Source organism: Alteromonas sp. ABE4_545 (genome assembly GCF_056161325.1).
Map to the genome: position 1 here is coordinate 21,433 of NZ_JBSWYY010000004.1, position 16,987 is coordinate 38,419.

Consider the following 16,987-nt stretch of genomic DNA (forward strand, 5'->3'; position numbering starts at 1 on the left):
CACAGCCCTTAAAAAGAGGGAAAATAGCCATATAACCAAAAATTCTGACGAAGTAGCGCCCCTGCCAAGCTCAATAACCACCCAGCCCCGCGCCAAACTGTTCGATATTTAAACAGCCTTTTGCGACGAAAAATCCTTGATCCTGCTTACTTTTCGTTCATTTCAGGTCTAGTATGAAATTACGGGCTCCCGTTTTTTCGACAGAGGTATTCATGGGCATCTTTGAACATTACCAACAACGATACGAAGAACATAAGCACGAAGAGTTCAGTATTCAGGAGTTTTTAGCGCTGTGTAAATCTGATCCAATGACCTACGCCAACTCGGCAGAACGATTATTACAGGCCATTGGTGAACCCGAAATGATTGATACCGCAAAAGACTCTCGATTGAGCCGTATCTTCTCTAATCGCATCATCGCACGCTATCCCGCATTCAGTGAGTTTTATGGTATGGAAGAAGCCATAGAACAAATTGTGAGTTATTTGCGTCACGCCGCTCAAGGCTTGGAAGAGAAAAAACAAATTTTGTATTTACTTGGCCCCGTGGGTGGCGGTAAATCGTCTTTGGCTGAACGCCTAAAAGAGCTGATGCAGAAAGTGCCTATTTATATGCTGAAAGGTTCGCCGGTTAACGACCACCCTTTTAGTCTTTTCGATGCAGCGGAAGACGGTGACATTTTACTGAAAGAATACGGCATTCCTAAACGCTACTTACGCGGCATCATGTCGCCGTGGGCAAGAAAACGCCTGCACGAATTTAATGGTGACATTACTAAATTCAAAGTCGTGCGCGTTTATCCCTCTATACTCGACCAAGTGGGGATTGCCAAGACAGAACCCGGTGATGAAAACAATCAAGACATTTCATCCCTTGTCGGTAAGGTGGATATTCGCCGTTTAGAACAATTCGCACAAAACGACCCAGATGCATACAGTTATTCAGGCTCATTGTGTAAAGCCAACCAAGGGCTGATGGAGTTTGTAGAGATGTTTAAAGCTCCGATCAAGGTGCTGCATCCACTATTAACTGCCACACAAGAGGGTAACTACAACCCGACAGAAGGCTTTTCGGCCCTGCCTTTTGACGGCTTAATTTTGGCTCATTCTAATGAGTCAGAGTGGCAATCTTTCCGTAACAACAAAAACAACGAAGCGTTTCTTGATAGGGTTTACATTGTCAAAGTGCCTTATTGTCTGCGCATGAGTGAAGAAATTAAGATCTATCGCAAGCTACTCGACAACAGTGAACTCAATGGCGCGCCTTGCGCACCTGATACGCTGGAATGCTTAGCGCAATTTACCGTACTTTCGCGCATGAAAGACCCAGAAAACTCCAGTATCTACTCAAAAATGCGTGTTTATGATGGCGAAAGTCTGAAAGATACCGACCCTAAAGCGAAGTCTTATCAAGAATATGTGGATTACGCGGGAGTCGATGAAGGCATGGACGGGCTATCCACCCGGTTTGCGTTCAAAATATTGTCTCGTGTATTTAACTTCGACCACAGTGAAGTGGCTGCTAACCCTGTGCATTTATTCTATGTGCTTGAGCGCCAAATTGAGCGAGAGCAATTCCCACAAGACACGGCTGATCGCTACAAAGAATTTCTCAAGGGTTACTTAATTCCCCGTTATGTTGAATTTATTGGCAAGGAAATTCAAACCGCGTATTTGGAGTCGTACTCCGAATACGGCCAAAACCTATTCGACCGCTACGTGACTTATGCCGATTTTTGGATTCAAGACCAAGAATACCGAGATCCGGAAACTGGCCAATTGTTCGATCGAGAATCGCTTAATGCTGAACTTGAGAAAACTGAAAAGCCAGCGGGCATTAGTAACCCCAAAGACTTCCGCAACGAAATCGTCAACTTTGTGCTGCGCGCACGTGCCAACAATGGCGGCAAAAACCCAGCATGGACGAGTTACGAAAAGCTGCGCACCGTCATTGAGAAGAAAATGTTCTCAAATACAGAAGACTTATTACCCGTTATTTCCTTTAACACCAAAGGCAATACGGAAGACAAGAAAAAACACGATGACTTTGTCAATCGCATGACGGAGAAAGGCTATACACAGAAACAAGTGCGCTTACTGTGCGAATGGTATTTGCGCGTAAGAAAAGCATCTTAAGGAGGCAGCCTTACGGGTAGTCATTATGGCGCATTTTATAGATAGACGTCTCAACAGCAAGGGTAAAAGTACCCTAAACCGACAACGCTTTTTGAAGCGCTATAAGCAGCAAATCAAACGAGCAGTGTCAGATGCCGTCGGCAAACGTTCAGTCACCGATTTGGATACGGGCGAACAGGTCAGTATTCCTACACGTGATATTTCCGAGCCTGTATTTCATACCGGTAAAGGCGGTAAACGTACCGTTGTTCACCCTGGGAATGACCAATTCACAGCCGGCGATCGCATTGACCGCCCTCCTCAAGGCAGCGGACAAGGTTCTGGAGAAGGTGAAGCAGGAAACAGCGGTGAGGGCCAAGACGAGTTTGTATTCTCTATATCAAAAGACGAATATTTAGACCTACTGTTTGACGATTTAGCCTTGCCTAATTTACAGCGCAATCAATTCGATAAAGTGGTGCAGTACGAAACGTATCGCGCTGGTTACCAAACCGATGGCGTACCCAGCAATCTGGATATTGTACGGTCACTCAAAGGCTCTGTTGCGCGTCGCATTGCGCTTACTGCAACGAGCAAACGAGAACTCAGAGAATTGGAGGAGAAGCTCGAGGCCTTAAAGCAAGATAAGCACGACAACACCCTCGCGATCATTGAATTAGAAAAACAAATTGAAGCACTGAAACAAAAAATTTCAGCCGTACCTTTTATCGATACCTTCGATCTTCGATTTAAGAATTACGACAAGCGCCCTATCCCCACCAGCAAAGCCGTGATGTTTTGCTTGATGGATGTGTCTGGCTCGATGGATCAGGCAACCAAAGATATGGCAAAGCGCTTTTATATTTTGTTGTACCTGTTTCTTACCCGAACCTACGAGAATGTAGAAGTGGTGTATATCCGGCATCACACCCAAGCAAAAGAAGTCGATGAACAGGAGTTCTTTTACTCCCAAGAAACCGGCGGCACAATTGTGTCCAGCGCGCTCAAACTGATGGATCAGATCGTCAAAGAACGTTATCAGGAAAGTGACTGGAACATCTACGCAGCACAAGCCTCCGATGGCGATAACTGGGCCGATGATTCCCCCTATTGCAGGGAGTTATTAGTGAATAACTTGTTACCGGCAACCCGCTATTTCGCTTATATCGAAATTACCGAACGTCAACATCAGAGCTTATGGCGCGAATACCAACATGTCGAAGCCGCTACCGATAACTTTGTGTGTAAACACATTCAATCGGTGAACGATATATACCCCGTGTTTAGGGAGTTATTCCAACAATCTTCCGTCAATTCGGAAACGGGAGGGCAATAATGCCAACAAAGAGCAAAACCAACAAAACGTGTTTGAGCGACGGCCCAGATTGGACATTTGAATTGCTTGAACAGTACGAGGCCGAAATCGACCGCGTCGCCAAACTCTATAAACTCGATATTTATCCGAACCAAATTGAAGTGATTACGGCAGAGCAAATGATGGACGCATACGCCAGTATTGGCATGCCCATTAACTATACTCATTGGTCATTTGGTAAAAAATTTATTCAAACCGAACAACAATATCGTCGCGGTCATATGGGGCTGGCCTACGAAATCGTCATTAATTCCGACCCGTGTATTGCCTATTTAATGGAAGAAAATACCGTGACTATGCAAGCGCTGGTGATGGCTCATGCCTGTTACGGGCATAACTCTTTTTTTAAAGGTAACTACTTATTTAAAACATGGACTGATGCGAGTTCCATTATCGATTATTTGGTATTTGCGAAAAAATACATCCATCAATGCGAAGAAAAGTACGGCGTAGAAGCGGTAGAAAACACTCTCGATTCGTGCCACGCCCTCATGAACTATGGCGTAGACCGCTACAAACGTCCTCAAAAAATCTCTATTCACGAGGAGCAATTACGGCAGAAACAGCGGGAGAAATATTTGCAGTCGCAGGTTAATGATCTGTGGCGCACGCTCCCTGAACACCACGCTGAACACAAACCGCAAAAACTGCGTTTTCCCAAAGATCCTCAAGAGAACTTACTCTACTTTATTGAGAAAAACGCACCACTTTTAGAGCCTTGGCAACGAGAGTTAGTGCGTATTGTAAGAAAGGTCTCGCAGTATTTTTACCCCCAAAAACAAACCCAAGTAATGAACGAAGGATGGGCCTGCTTTTGGCATTACCATATTCTCAATCACCTTTATGACGAAGGGCTTGTCAGCGACCGCTTTATGCTCGAATTTTTACATAGCCACAGTAGCGTGGTGATGCAGCCGGAATACAACAGCCCCTACTATTCAGGTATTAACCCCTACGCCCTTGGGTTTAATATGTTCATGGACATTAAACGGGTGTGTGAAAACCCCACAGAAGAAGACAAATATTGGCTACCTGAAATTGCTGGGAAAAACTGGTTAGACACCGTGCATTTCGCCATGGAGAATTTTAAAGACGAGAGTTTTATTAGCCAGTTTTTGTCACCCAAGCTAATGCGCGACTTTAAACTTTTTGCGATTGAAGACGACACGGCTAACCCTTTTATTAGTGTATCGGCAATTCACGATGAAGAAGGCTATGCGTTAATTAGAGAGCGCCTGTCGGCACAGTACAATTTGAGTAACCTCGAACCTAACATTCAAGTTTACAATGTAGATGTGCGCGGTGATCGCTCACTCACTCTTAGGTACATACCACAAAATGGTGTACCACTCGCCGATTCAAAAGACGAGGTGATGCGTCACCTGCATCGCTTATGGAAGTTTGATGTCAGTTTGGAAGAAGAAGTCAGCCCCGGTGTCGTGAAAACCATCGCTTGCTGCAGGCGGTCACCAAATGCAGCCTAACCACATGAGGTTGTAAAGAATAAGTATTGCAACATTAACTCACAACAGGCCTTGTTACTTGGCGTAATTAGGCCACTATTTTTGACTCCGAAACTGGCAGCCCTTGTTGCGCAAGATATTCGAATGCGTCATCGACATTTTCGAAATGCGCAACAATGTGGTTTTTGTAGCCTTCTTCAAACATCTTGTTGATTTGAAAGTCTTTTAGAGGGTCTGGGGCGTAAACTCTCACGGTATGAGACATGCCGTTGTCTACACACCACTCCAGCATTTCCTTCACCATAGCCTCAACGGCAGGCGTAGATAACGCCCACTCCTCTAAATAAACAATGTGCGCCCAAGGTTTGTTCCACACTGTTTTGGCGAGTGCTTTAAATGCGCGAATAAAACGTTTTGCGATCCCTTCATTCCAAGCGCCGTACACATACACCACTAACACTTGGTTGTCTTTTCGCAATTCATATCTTGGCTTATTCGACATCTTTTCACCTGACTACATCTGAAACGCTACGCTGTTGTTGTATGCGAGGCACTGTGTTCCATCGCTTTACCTTTAACAAATAGTAAGCTTAAGGTACCAATCATTGCAAATACCGCCGCCAAAAAGAAGGTTTCGAATGCCCCTTCACCTTGTTGCCAGTATAAACCCGCTATGTAATTCCCGATGGCACCACCAATTCCAAACGCCACACTAATATAAATTGCCTGTCCACGACTCTGGCAATGGGCTGGAAAGTACTGATAGATAAAATGGACTGAAGCCGAATGATTAAGACCAAAACTCAGTGCATGAACCAATTGACTGACAAACACCCACAGCGCCACATGGGCATAATCAGCTAGCATGTACCAGCGCAAGCTAGTGAGCAATAAACAAGTGAACAATAGTGTTTTTACACCAAAGCGGCTGATAAAACGCCGCGCAATCAGAAAGATGCCGACCTCAGCCAATACGCCCAACGCAATAAATAATCCGGTTTCTTGGCCTGAATAGCCGAGATCACGCAAATAAAGAGCAAAGAAACCGTAGTATGCGCCAAAGCTCATTTGCAACATAGAGGCAGAGAAAATAAAGATCACAAAGGGCTTGCGAAATAACAATGGCAAAATAGGTGTCTGATGGCTTTCAACGTCTTCAGCTCGCGCAGGCTGCTTGATAAACAGCGAGCTGACGAACAACAACGACAATACCATCATTGACGCATACACTGGAGCCTCAGAAGAAAAGACATCCAATGCTTTACCTAACCCAACGGTTAAGACAATAAAACCAATACTGCCCCACAAGCGCACATTGCCATACCCGCCTTTGCGGTTGGCCACGCATTGCATCGTGATGACTTCTAACTGCGGCAAAACCGCCGTCCAAAACATCATCATTAATCCAAACACTAAGGTGAGTAACCAGAAGCCGTCAACCCAAAACACCGCGACAAAACTCAGTACCGTTAACCCACAACCTAGTCGTAGTACTCCTACGCCATCACCCGACTTATCGGATAAATTAGCCCAAAGTGTCGGCCCTACAATGCGGGCAAGAGTGATAATTGCGAGCAGCTTACCAATATCTACCGAGCTGAATCCTCGTCCGTCGAGGAAAATCCCTAAGTACGGGGTGAGTACCCCTAATTGGCCGAAATAGAGAAAATAAGTAGCACACAAAATAAAAATATTGCGGCGAGAAAAAGAAGACCCGTCTAACATAACGGGCCTTGCGTGTAACAATTGAACATACCGTCCCTTGATTTTATTGAGCAGACCCCGGAATAATCGGTGTTTGAGAACTCACATCTGCATTTTGCGCCCGATGGCGTAGGCAATGGTCCATCAGAACGAGTGCCATCATTGCTTCTGCAATAGGCACAGCTCGAATACCCACACATGGGTCGTGACGCCCTTTGGTAACGATATCAATAGGGTTACCGTCAATATCAATAGTACTGCCTGGTACAGAAATACTCGATGTGGGTTTTAGCGCCATGTGTACAACCACATCTTGCCCGGTTGAAATACCGCCCAATACGCCACCAGCATGGTTTGAGGTAAACCCTTCTGGCGTCAGAGAATCTCGATGTTCACTGCCCAGTTGGGTGACTACGTCAAAGCCGTCACCAATTTCCACACCTTTCACGGCGTTAATCCCCATCATGGCATGAGCAATATCGGCATCTAAACGATCAAAGACTGGCTCACCCAAACCAACAGGTACTTGGGTAGCAACCACTGACACTTTAGCCCCCACAGAATCGCCTGATTTTTTCAAATCACGCATGTACGCATCCAGTGCGTCTAACTTGCTCTCATCAGGGCAAAAGAACGGGTTGGTATTAATCACATTATAGTCAACCGTATCCATCGCAACTGGACCAAGCTGAGACAAATAGCCGTGAATTTCAATACCGTGTACTTGCTTAAGGTATTTCTTGGCAATACCCCCCGCCGCAACGCGAATAGCCGTTTCTCGTGCCGATGAACGGCCGCCACCACGGTAGTCTCGAGTTCCGTACTTTTGTTGATAGGTGTAGTCTGCATGACCAGGGCGAAAGCGATTTGCGATGTTGGAATAGTCTTGGCTGCGTTGATCTTTGTTTTTTATCAACAACCCAATACTGGTTCCTGTAGTCTTGCCCTCGAACACACCAGAGAGAATTTCCACACAATCATCTTCGCGTCGCGCCGTCGTATAACGAGATGTGCCCGGTTTGCGGCGGTCGAGATCAATCTGTAAATCTTCTGCGCTAATTTCAAGCCCCGGAGGACAACCGTCCACAATACCACCTAACGCGATACCGTGACTTTCTCCAAACGTGGTAACAGAAAACAACTTACCAAAGGTATTACCTGCCATAATGCGTGTCTATTCCTTCTCTTGCCAATAACGCTCTAACTCTTCACGAACCACAGCGAAAATACCTTGGCCACCGTTCTCGAACGACAACCACTCAACTTGTAATCCGGGGAAACGTGCTGCCATGTGCACTTCACTGTTCCCCACTTCAACAAACAACCAGCCGCCCGCAACCAAGTGTTTGGGTGCTGCCTGCAAGATAGTCTCAACTATATCTAAACCGTCTTCGCCCGCCGCTAATGCCAGCTCAGGCTCGTGATGGAATTCATCGGGTAAGTCACCCATGTCTTCCGCATCAACGTAGGGCGGGTTTGATACGATAAAATCGTACTGTTGGCCTTCCAACGCAGTAAATAAATCGGATTGGATAGGAAACACGCGGTCAATCACCCCGTGTTCTTGAATATTCACGTCGGCAACAGCAAGGGCATCGGTGCTAATATCAACCGCGTCAACTTCTGCTTCGTCAAAAGCGTAGGCAAGCGCAATCGCGATACAGCCGCCTCCCGTACACATATCCAAAATACGACGAGGCTCGTGTTGTACCCACTGTTCAAAGCGGTTTTGTATCAGTTCAGCAAAAGGTGAACGTGGGATCAGCACTCGCTCATCGACATAAAACGGCAAATCACAGAACCATGATTCATGGGTGATATAGGGTAATGGCAAACGAGTTTGCACACGCTTTAACACCAATTCCGCCACTTTCGAGCGTTCACTGCGCGTTAATCGTGACGCGAAAAGACCATCGCCAGTATGCTGTGTGATCGTATGTGGGAGGTGCAAAGCTTGCAGAACCAAGCTCACAGCTTCGTCCCAAGCGTTGTCTGTACCATGACCAAAGAAAAGCTCAGCGTCGTTAAAGCGGCTGACAGCCCAACGCACAAAATCCAACATAGTGTGGAGATCTTCAATGGCTTCATCGAGGTAAATTTTATCAGTCATAAGACTCGCGGTGCATGTGTTGCGACAAAGCTGGTATCATACCGAATGTTGGCGTAAACCCAAACAGGTAGCGGCCAGTAAATTACGCTATTAGTTATATTTACTTTATCTGTTCTATTAGAACTGGTTATTTATCCGTCAACCAGTTGAGAATCGCCCTATATCAACCTTAACGATGCGCAATAAAGACCACTGAACATGAAACGCTCTCCTTTTAAAGATGCTTTAAAAAAGATGGATCGCACGGCGCTGCGGCCTCGCAAGAACCTGCAAAACCCCGAAGATTCAACAGAACAAGAAGAGCCATCTTTCGCATCGCTAATGTCTGGCGTAAAACCATTAACCCAAGATACCTATGTTCCACCGAGAAAAAAGCCCCGCCCCGGCAAAAATCAAGTACAACTAAAACACCACAAGCAGCGTGAGGCTAGCTTCGCTTTTTCTGATATTTACCAAGCGCATTTTAATCAACATGGCCCGCTGAAACATTGTCGTGAAGACGTCCCCACCTTTGAATTAAAACGACTTCGTCGTGGCGACTATTACCCTGAATACGTGCTCGATTTACACGGTTTAACGCGGGAGCAGGTAAAACAAGAGTTGTCAGCGCTCGTCGACACGGCGCGAAGAGAGCTCATTGACTGTATTTGTATTGTGCATGGAATTGGTGAAGGTGTGCTGAAAAATGCGCTACCTCATTACTTGGTACAACACCCATTTGTGAGAGCATTTCACCAAGCACCATTAGAATATGGTGGTCACGGCGCATTGTTGGTACTACTCGATGTGAATCATCCTCACAGTCAATACGACTGATATAAAACTCAAGCAAAAAAAAGCTACCTGACCGCACTCTAAAAGGATAACGGCTCAAATTACCCCTCTCGGTTCAGGTAGCTACGCCAAAACTGGCAGTGAGGACGTGCGACGAACCTGCTCGTTCGTCTCCTCAAACAACAAACATCGGTAGCAATTATTTATCGTGATCAGCGCTATTGCTCACGAATAAATAAGTGTAATACGCCATCATCACTACAATGATGAAAATACCTAACAAAGACCCCCAGACCACAGGATCTTTAATCATTGTCATAAACATACGTCACCTCGAACAGTGTGCATTGCCCAGTCAACCTTTGAGCGTATTACGTTAAAAAACACCACACCTAAAACCGTTTTTGGTTGGATTAAACAAAAAAGTTTGATGTTTTGTTTCGATATGAAGAGTTTGCAATGAATGGAGAAAAATAACCCTGATCTAAATCAAACCCTTGCAGAGCCTGACTTCAAGAACATGACCTAGATCAAAATTTAAAACAAAGACTGCGTATTTCAACGCAAAAGAAAAATAGAGAACAAAAAAAACGCATAAAATGGCGAAAATAGTATTGAAAACAATTCTCATTTACAATAGTATTAATCCTGCCTGTTCGACGTTAGATATTTACGGTCTTGGCCTAGCGTCGTATCTTTAGACAGGTGCAAGGGGTTGCACCTGTCTTCTTTTCCCACCCAGTTCTCTACCACTTAACTAAACAGTTTCCAAAACCAACTTTTCTGTAAGTCTTCTTCACATGTTTTAAGTTGCGATGCATAGCGGAGCGAACGCGATTTCACCGTGCTTGACACTTTTTTCAGCCACGGTTTGGCATTGTAGGAACCACGGCGATATCCACCCCAGCCTTCGTGGTAATTTAAATACTGCGCATAGGCATCCCATTTCGACACGCCGTTCACTTTATGCGTTTTGCTGATAAACCATCCCATAAAATCGATAGCATCTTCAAAATCATCGCGATCAGCACCACTGTTTCCTGTTTCGCGAATATAATCGCTCCACGTAGGTGTTTTGGCTTGAGAATAACCATAGGCAGAGCTTACCCGACCCCATGGAATTAAACCGAAGAACACATAATCTCTCGGCGGTAAGGCATCGTGGCGAAACGAGCTTTCTTGATACATCATCGCCATTGGCACGTGAATAGGAACGCCCCATTTGTCCCTCGCATCAGCTGCAGCATCATACCAATCGTCTTTTTCGTAAAAAATTTCACAAAGATTGCTGATGTCTTTTGGAGGAGTGGTTGCACACCCCGCTAGGAGTAGCGGCGTAGTCACAACTACACCGGAGAAAAACATGCATATTTTTTTGAACTTTCTGCTCATAGGATGTCCAACTCTATAGTTCTAGCATAGTGTGTTTCCCTGGAACGAATCTTGTGCCTGACGAGTTTTCGTCAGGCATTTTTTTTGGCTGGAGGCGCCGCAAAATAGTCTCGTATAAAGTCGTCAAAATGCACACTATCTGACGTTTCTATTGTTCGTTGGGCTGCTAACGAATCAACCGCCGCTTGCTTAAACCCTGCTTCGTCTTGAAATTGATAGTCATAACCATCAAACGCTGATTTATAGTGCTTTGCAATATCACGACCCACATAGCCGTTATCACCCTCTTCGAGCAATTTAGCTAGCCACTGCCCAGATAATGTCAGTGATGGGTCTTGCACCTTTTTCCATTCGCGGGCAACGGCATCACTATATCGCGTATTGTTGTTTGCGCGGTCTAATAATGCTGCCGCTTGAGAAAAGTCAGCAAACAAACTTTCTGCCCATGCCGACATTGTTACCTCAGCGCCATCGCGAACCAGCGTTAAACCGGGCTTTCTGCCCTCAAGTACAATACGCTTCAAGTTTTCATCTGATGCTTTAAATTGCACTTCATCCATTTCGGCACTGGGCTTAAGTAAACAACTCACTAAAAACACATCGAGAAAATCGATTTGATCGCGCTCAATCCCAACCGGAGAAAAAGGATTCACATCCAACGCGCGTACTTCAATATAACTCACGCCACGACGCGCCAAAGCGTCGGTAGGTTTTTCCATCGATGCCGCAGGCTGTTTGGGACGAATCGGAGAGTAAAGCTCATTTTCAATTTGGAGTACGTTGCGACTAAGTTGCTGATAGTGCCCTTCTTCGCCGGCGGCGAACTTTTCAAACCGCGGAGAAGGGGTATACATGGCGCCGCGCAACAAACCTATATAGGTGTCGAGTTGGTTGTAACAAATCTTCAGTGCCGATTGTTCGCTATTGGTATAACCCAAATCACTCATTCGCAATGACGTGGCATATGGCATGTAAAGTGTGCCCTTGCCCAAATGTTCAAACGGCAAGGCGTGTTCTTTTCCTTTTAAGAAAGAACTACACAAAGCAGGAGATGCGCCATACAAATAAGGAATAAGCCAGCACATTCTGCGGTAGTTGCGGATCAGTGCAAAGTACTGTGAAGAAACAAAATCCTGACTGTATTCTTGACCTTGAAATTCAGCCCATGCGCGCCAAAACGTATCGGGTAACGAAAAGTTAAAATGCACACCCGCAATGGCCTGCATCATACTTCCGTAACGGTTTTTCAAACCTATTCGGTAAACGCGCTTCATTTTCCCAATGTTCGACTCACCAAAGTACGCAATGGGAATATGACTTTCATCATCGATAAAGCAAGGCATACTCATCGGCCAAAGGCTCTCATCACCGAGATTACCGGTGACATATTTGTGAATATCCCACAACTGCCCAATCGTAGTATTGGCATCAGACTCTGGCGGCGTAATGAATTCCAATAGCGATTCAGAAAAGTCCGTTGTAATAGAGTCGTGCGTTAATGCCGCCCCTAATGCCTGAGGGTGAGGCGATTGGGCTAAGCTTCCATTAGGGTTGATACGCAACGTTTCGCGCTCAACGCCGCGTTTTATTTCTGGCAATGCTGATTGAAACGCATCAGAAGCAAGGGCCTTCAGCGCGTCGGTAAATTGATGAGTGGTCGCAGTCAAAGCATGTATCCATAAAAAGCAATATCCCTCAAGATGAGGGATATTGTCTGTGAATTCAAGTGCGGGTTACCCTGAGGCTCCCGCACAAAACTATCGAGAGTGTACCAGTCTAAAACGACACTGACATGTCAATAATCGGAATATCCAGTTCGCTCAACTGTGGCATCAAGCTCGCTTTGTCTCCAACAACAATAATTTGTGCGTCGTCAAGATTCAGCATCTCTTTTGCCAACCCATTGATTTCTTCTTGAGAAATGGTTTTGATAATCTCCATTTGCTCATCTCGATAATCGGCGGGTAAGTTATATTGCAATAAGCGCGACAAGAAACGCCCTTTGCTGCTTGGCGTTTCGTATTTAAGCGCTTCACTCAAGGTATAAGCGCTACGCATAAAGCTTAGCTCGCTCTCGGTCACGCCATTATCGCGGTATTGGTTAATCTCTTTCAGGAACTCAGTAATCGATGCGCCAGTACTACTTGCGGTAACATCGGCACCTGCGTCAAAAGATCCCAAGGTTTTACCGCCGTTAAAGCCTGAACGTGCGCCATAGGTATAGCCCTTGTCTTCACGAAGATTTAGGTTAATACGGCTATTGAATGCTCCGCCCAAGGGGAAGTTCATCAAACGAGCGCGGAATTGCTTCCCTGTCGCATCATAAGGCAAACTGTGTTTAACAATTGTCACCACCGACTGCGGCGCGTCTGGCTTGTCAATCAAGTAAATGTGTTGCGATTTATGTTCAGGGAAAGGTGCATAATCTGGAATAGCGTAATCTTCACCCGCCCAATCAGCCAAAAATGATAAAGACGACTCAGTTTCAGCTTGGGTAAGGTCACCCACCATAACGATTTGCGCTTTGCTTGGGTTAAAGTAACTTGCATAGAAAGCTTTTACATCGTCTAATGTTAGCGTCGTTAATGTTTCAATGGTTCCGCTGTCTGGCAAACTCAAACGCTGCTCGTCACCATACAAAACAACGCTTTCTGCACGCCCAGCAAGGGCTGATGGGTTCTTACTACTTTGCTGAATGCTCTGTAGCATGCGAGCTTTTAAGCGGTCAAAATCAGCTTGAAGAAATGCAGGATTGAACATCTTCTCTTCAAGTAACTTCAGTGTTGCAGGGAAGTTCTTGCTCAATGAAGACAAAGATACGCGCGTATAGCGCCCACCCGCACTGATGCGAATCGAGCTACCCAGTTTAGCCATTTCATTGGCCATTTCTTCATTTGAATAATGTTGAGTCGTCTCGTTGAGTAAAGCAGCCATCATCACTGCCGTGCCTGCTTTTTCTTTTGACTCAAGCAACGGGCCGCCTTCCATGCTCAGTGACAAGCTCACTGTTGGCGTTTCGTGTGAAGTTACACCGATCATCGGGATACCCGGCTTGACTTCAGACTTCCAAAACTCTGGTACAAGTACCACTGGGGCAGGGCCCGCTTTCGGATGAATACTGCGGTCAAATTCACTGTCCAGCGCAGGCGTTTTCACATCGCCGTCTACAGTTTCGATCTCGATATTACGTGCCGGTAAGGTAAAGTTTTGTGGAGCAGCAGCAATTGCTGATTGCCCTTTAGGCACAATACTCAACACTACACCATGACCATTTTTAATGTACTTGTTGTACACGCGCATCACATCTTCAGGAGTGACAGCGTTATAACGCGCAATGTTTTCGGCGACGATATCTGGCTCGCCTTCAAACACTTGGTTGTGAGCCAAGGTAGACACCTTGCCCGACACACTTTGCAAACCAAATACCGTTGACGATTCAATGCTGGCTTTAGTGCGTGCTAAGTCGTCTTCGGTTACGCCACGTGTTTCAAACTCTTTTAACGACGCATCCATACTGGCTTTTAATGTTGCCAAATCAGTCACTTTGGCAGGGTTTGCTAACGCAATAAGTTGAAATTGGCACGCCAACTCACGACAAGGATGAGACACCCCAGCCTGCACGGCATCACCGCCTTTCACCATATTTTTATATAACAGTGACGTTTTACCGCCACCTAAAATATCTGACAACACATCAAGAGGCGCTTCATCAGGATGACGGGCATACACGGTAGGGAATGTGATTTGCAACAAAGGAAGATGCACATTGTCTTCTAGCGTAATATAGCGGTCTTCTTCCAGCGTCACCATCTGTGGTTCAGGTTCAGCCACTTCAGGGCCACGAGGGATTTCGCCGAAATACTTTTCAACCCACGCTTTTGTTTGTTTCACATCGATGTCACCACCAATGGTCAGTGTTGCGTTGTTTGGGCCATACCAACGTTTAAAAAAGGCTTTGAGATCGTTCACGTTAACGCGGTCTAAATCTTCAACGTAACCAATTGTCGTCCACGAATAAGGGTGGCCTACTGGGTACAAGGCTTCGCCCGTGCGCTCGTGACGTAACCCGTAAGGTTGATTATCGACGCGTTGACCACGCTCGTTTTTCACCGTTTCACGCTGTACTTCAAACTTCTCTTCTGTAACCGCTGGTAGCAAGAAGCCCATGCGGTCAGACTCAAGCCATAAAATCTTTTCGAGTTGGTTTGCAGGTACGGTCTGGAAGTAATTCGTGCGATCGGTATTGGTGGTACCATTCATATTACCACCCGCTTCCGTCACGATTTTAAAATGTTCTTCATCTTCTACGTGCTGCGAACCTTGGAACATCATGTGTTCAAAAAAGTGAGCAAAGCCGGATTTGCCTAACTCTTCTCGCGCCGAGCCTACGTGATAAGTCACATCAACATGGACAATTGGGTCTGAATGGTCTTCATGCAAAATGACAGTGAGACCATTGTCTAATGTGTACTTTTCATAGGGGATTGATACAGAGTGAGCAGAGGCGGATTGGGTCTCTTTAACTTCCTGCTGAGACATCTGCTGACAGCCTGACAACATCACCGCGGAGGTGACTAGCGCTGCTATGGTGAACCTCATATTGATTCCTTCACTGGTTATTCTCTAATTGTAAACTGCCGAAGACTATCAGAAATAGCAAGGCTTTACCGCATAATCCGACGCAGCTTTGTATCAATTTATTACATATTGGAATACACTTAGCTTACAAAGCGTCAACCACACGGAATGAAATTGTGAGCACAGAAATCTTGTTTGACTTAAATTTTGGTCTCAACCAATTAAGTGGTAACCGAGAGCTTTTATTTAAGTTACTGGATAAGTTTATTCTTGAATATCAAAGTGCGCCCGAACGCTTGAATGCACAATTTAATGAAGGCGCGTGGCAAGATGCCACTGTACTTGTGCACACACTAAAAGGCGTAGCGGGTAATTTGGGTTTTGTTGCCCTACATCAACAAAGCAAAGTGATTGAGCAACACCTGCGTGAAACCCAAAGTACCCCACCTGACTTCGACCAGTTTGTTGATGTATTGCAGGCGTCTTTTGAAGCAGTTGAAATTGCGCGCTCTGGTCAAAACGAGCAAACAGGCTCGCATACCACTGCCACATCAACCCCGCCAGATGCTGATAATGCGTCGCTCGTCGCCCTTACACAAGCGCTGTCGAACCATGAGTTTATTCCCCCTGAACAGCTTGATAGCTGGCTCGACGCCTGTATAAGTGATGAAAATACCAAACAAGACATTCGACTCGCCATAGACGAGCTAGATTATGAAGAAGCGTTGAACCTGCTCGCGCCTCTTAGCTAACGGTTGAGTAATCAGTTGTGACCAACAATATATGTGGCATTTTTGCCCATCGGGATTTTATTGTCATTGATAAGCCGGTAGGCGTGCCTATGCACGACAGTGAACGCGGTGTGGTGACACTCGCGCAACAACACTTTAATATCGACAAACTCTATCTGGTTCATCGTTTAGATACCGTTACTTCAGGGTGCTTAATCTTAGCCAAGCACGCTCAAGCAGCGGCCGACTTATCAGCGCTGTTTGCGCAACATCGCATTCAAAAATATTACCTTGCTGTCACCGACAAAAAACCCAAAAAGAAACAGGGCACGATAGCTGGCGATATGATCAACCGTCGACGTGGCCAGCACGCCTTACTCAAAACAAAAGAAAACCCCGCCGTAACCCAGTTTTTTAGCGAAGCCTTAACTCCGCCCCTGCGCGTATGTGTTGTTAAACCACTCACGGGGAAGACTCATCAAATTCGGGTAGCATTAAAAAGCGTAGGCAGCCCGATTTTAGGTGACGAACACTACGGCGGCACGCCAAGCGATCGCACCTATTTGCATGCATTTCAATTGTGCTTTACGTACCAAAACGAGCAAATTCAAGTGTCATGCCCTCCGCGAGAGGGCGAAGTATTTCAAACTGAAGCATGGCAAACATGGCTCGCCGAGCAGGGTGAAGTATCACAGCGGGCGTGGCCCTCTTACACCCACCCGACGACAAAATTACAACAGGATTAG

The 16,987-nt window shown here is 45.8% G+C and carries 14 protein-coding genes; 6 read left to right on the top strand and 8 right to left on the bottom strand.

Going from position 1 to position 16,987, the window contains the following annotated elements:
* Positions 1-212 precede the first annotated feature (212 nt).
* The 3 genes from ACXAH6_RS05260 to ACXAH6_RS05270 are packed head-to-tail and all read left to right on the top strand — an operon-like array spanning position 213 to position 4,973.
* Positions 213-2,135, top strand: coding sequence for a PrkA family serine protein kinase (locus ACXAH6_RS05260; protein ID WP_474875593.1), 1,923 nt, complete (start codon positions 213-215; stop codon positions 2,133-2,135).
* 25 nt (positions 2,136-2,160) lie between these two features.
* Complete coding sequence (locus tag ACXAH6_RS05265; RefSeq protein ID WP_474875595.1) at positions 2,161-3,450, top strand: YeaH/YhbH family protein; 1,290 nt, start codon at positions 2,161-2,163, stop codon at positions 3,448-3,450.
* Positions 3,450-4,973 (top strand): SpoVR family protein, encoded by a 1,524-nt coding sequence (locus ACXAH6_RS05270; RefSeq protein ID WP_474875596.1) that lies wholly within the window; start codon positions 3,450-3,452, stop codon positions 4,971-4,973. The genes ACXAH6_RS05265 and ACXAH6_RS05270 overlap by 1 nt, the downstream gene beginning before the upstream one ends.
* A gap of 67 nt (positions 4,974-5,040) precedes the next feature.
* Here ACXAH6_RS05270 and ACXAH6_RS05275 read toward each other — a convergent pair whose 3' ends face one another.
* Genes ACXAH6_RS05275 through prmB form a run of 4 tightly spaced genes read right to left on the bottom strand, consistent with a single transcriptional unit; the run spans position 5,041 to position 8,766 of the window.
* A complete protein-coding gene (locus ACXAH6_RS05275) occupies positions 5,041-5,454 on the bottom strand; it encodes a hypothetical protein (protein WP_474875597.1) in 414 nt (137 codons plus the stop codon).
* Between the two features lie 26 nt (positions 5,455-5,480).
* On the bottom strand, positions 5,481-6,677 hold the full coding sequence (locus ACXAH6_RS05280; RefSeq protein WP_474875598.1) for an MFS transporter: 1,197 nt from the start codon (positions 6,675-6,677) through the stop codon (positions 5,481-5,483).
* Between the two features lie 43 nt (positions 6,678-6,720).
* The gene (gene aroC, locus ACXAH6_RS05285) at positions 6,721-7,821 is read right to left on the bottom strand and encodes a chorismate synthase (RefSeq protein WP_474875599.1); all 1,101 of its coding nucleotides are present in this window, start codon (positions 7,819-7,821) and stop codon (positions 6,721-6,723) included.
* Between the two features lie 9 nt (positions 7,822-7,830).
* On the bottom strand, positions 7,831-8,766 hold the full coding sequence (prmB, locus tag ACXAH6_RS05290) for a 50S ribosomal protein L3 N(5)-glutamine methyltransferase (RefSeq protein ID WP_474875600.1): 936 nt from the start codon (positions 8,764-8,766) through the stop codon (positions 7,831-7,833).
* Between the two features lie 198 nt (positions 8,767-8,964).
* On the opposite strand from prmB, the gene smrB reads away from it, so the two are divergent.
* Positions 8,965-9,582 carry an endonuclease SmrB gene (gene smrB / locus ACXAH6_RS05295; protein WP_474875601.1) on the top strand — a complete coding sequence of 206 codons (618 nt, stop codon included), beginning with the start codon at positions 8,965-8,967 and terminating at the stop codon, positions 9,580-9,582.
* A 157-nt stretch (positions 9,583-9,739) separates the two neighbouring features.
* On the opposite strand, the gene ACXAH6_RS05300 is transcribed toward smrB, so the two are convergent.
* The 4 genes from ACXAH6_RS05300 to ACXAH6_RS05315 form a co-directional block, all read right to left on the bottom strand.
* The gene (locus ACXAH6_RS05300) at positions 9,740-9,859 is read right to left on the bottom strand and encodes a DUF3149 domain-containing protein (protein WP_474875602.1); all 120 of its coding nucleotides are present in this window, start codon (positions 9,857-9,859) and stop codon (positions 9,740-9,742) included.
* A gap of 434 nt (positions 9,860-10,293) precedes the next feature.
* Positions 10,294-10,932, bottom strand: a complete 639-nt coding sequence (locus tag ACXAH6_RS05305) for a transglycosylase SLT domain-containing protein (RefSeq protein ID WP_474875603.1) — start codon at positions 10,930-10,932, stop codon at positions 10,294-10,296.
* Positions 10,933-11,003: 71 nt separating this feature from the next.
* On the bottom strand, positions 11,004-12,599 hold the full coding sequence (gene gshA, locus ACXAH6_RS05310) for a glutamate--cysteine ligase (protein ID WP_474875604.1): 1,596 nt from the start codon (positions 12,597-12,599) through the stop codon (positions 11,004-11,006).
* A 109-nt stretch (positions 12,600-12,708) separates the two neighbouring features.
* Positions 12,709-15,531 carry a M16 family metallopeptidase gene (locus ACXAH6_RS05315; RefSeq protein WP_474875605.1) on the bottom strand — a complete coding sequence of 941 codons (2,823 nt, stop codon included), beginning with the start codon at positions 15,529-15,531 and terminating at the stop codon, positions 12,709-12,711.
* 155 nt (positions 15,532-15,686) lie between these two features.
* Between ACXAH6_RS05315 and ACXAH6_RS05320 the strand changes: the two genes are divergently transcribed.
* Both ACXAH6_RS05320 and ACXAH6_RS05325 read left to right on the top strand, forming a co-directional pair.
* Complete coding sequence (locus tag ACXAH6_RS05320) at positions 15,687-16,262, top strand: Hpt domain-containing protein (RefSeq protein WP_474875606.1); 576 nt, start codon at positions 15,687-15,689, stop codon at positions 16,260-16,262.
* 17 nt (positions 16,263-16,279) lie between these two features.
* Entirely contained in the window at positions 16,280-16,987 is a 708-nt protein-coding gene (locus tag ACXAH6_RS05325) for a TIGR01621 family pseudouridine synthase (RefSeq protein ID WP_474875607.1), read from the top strand.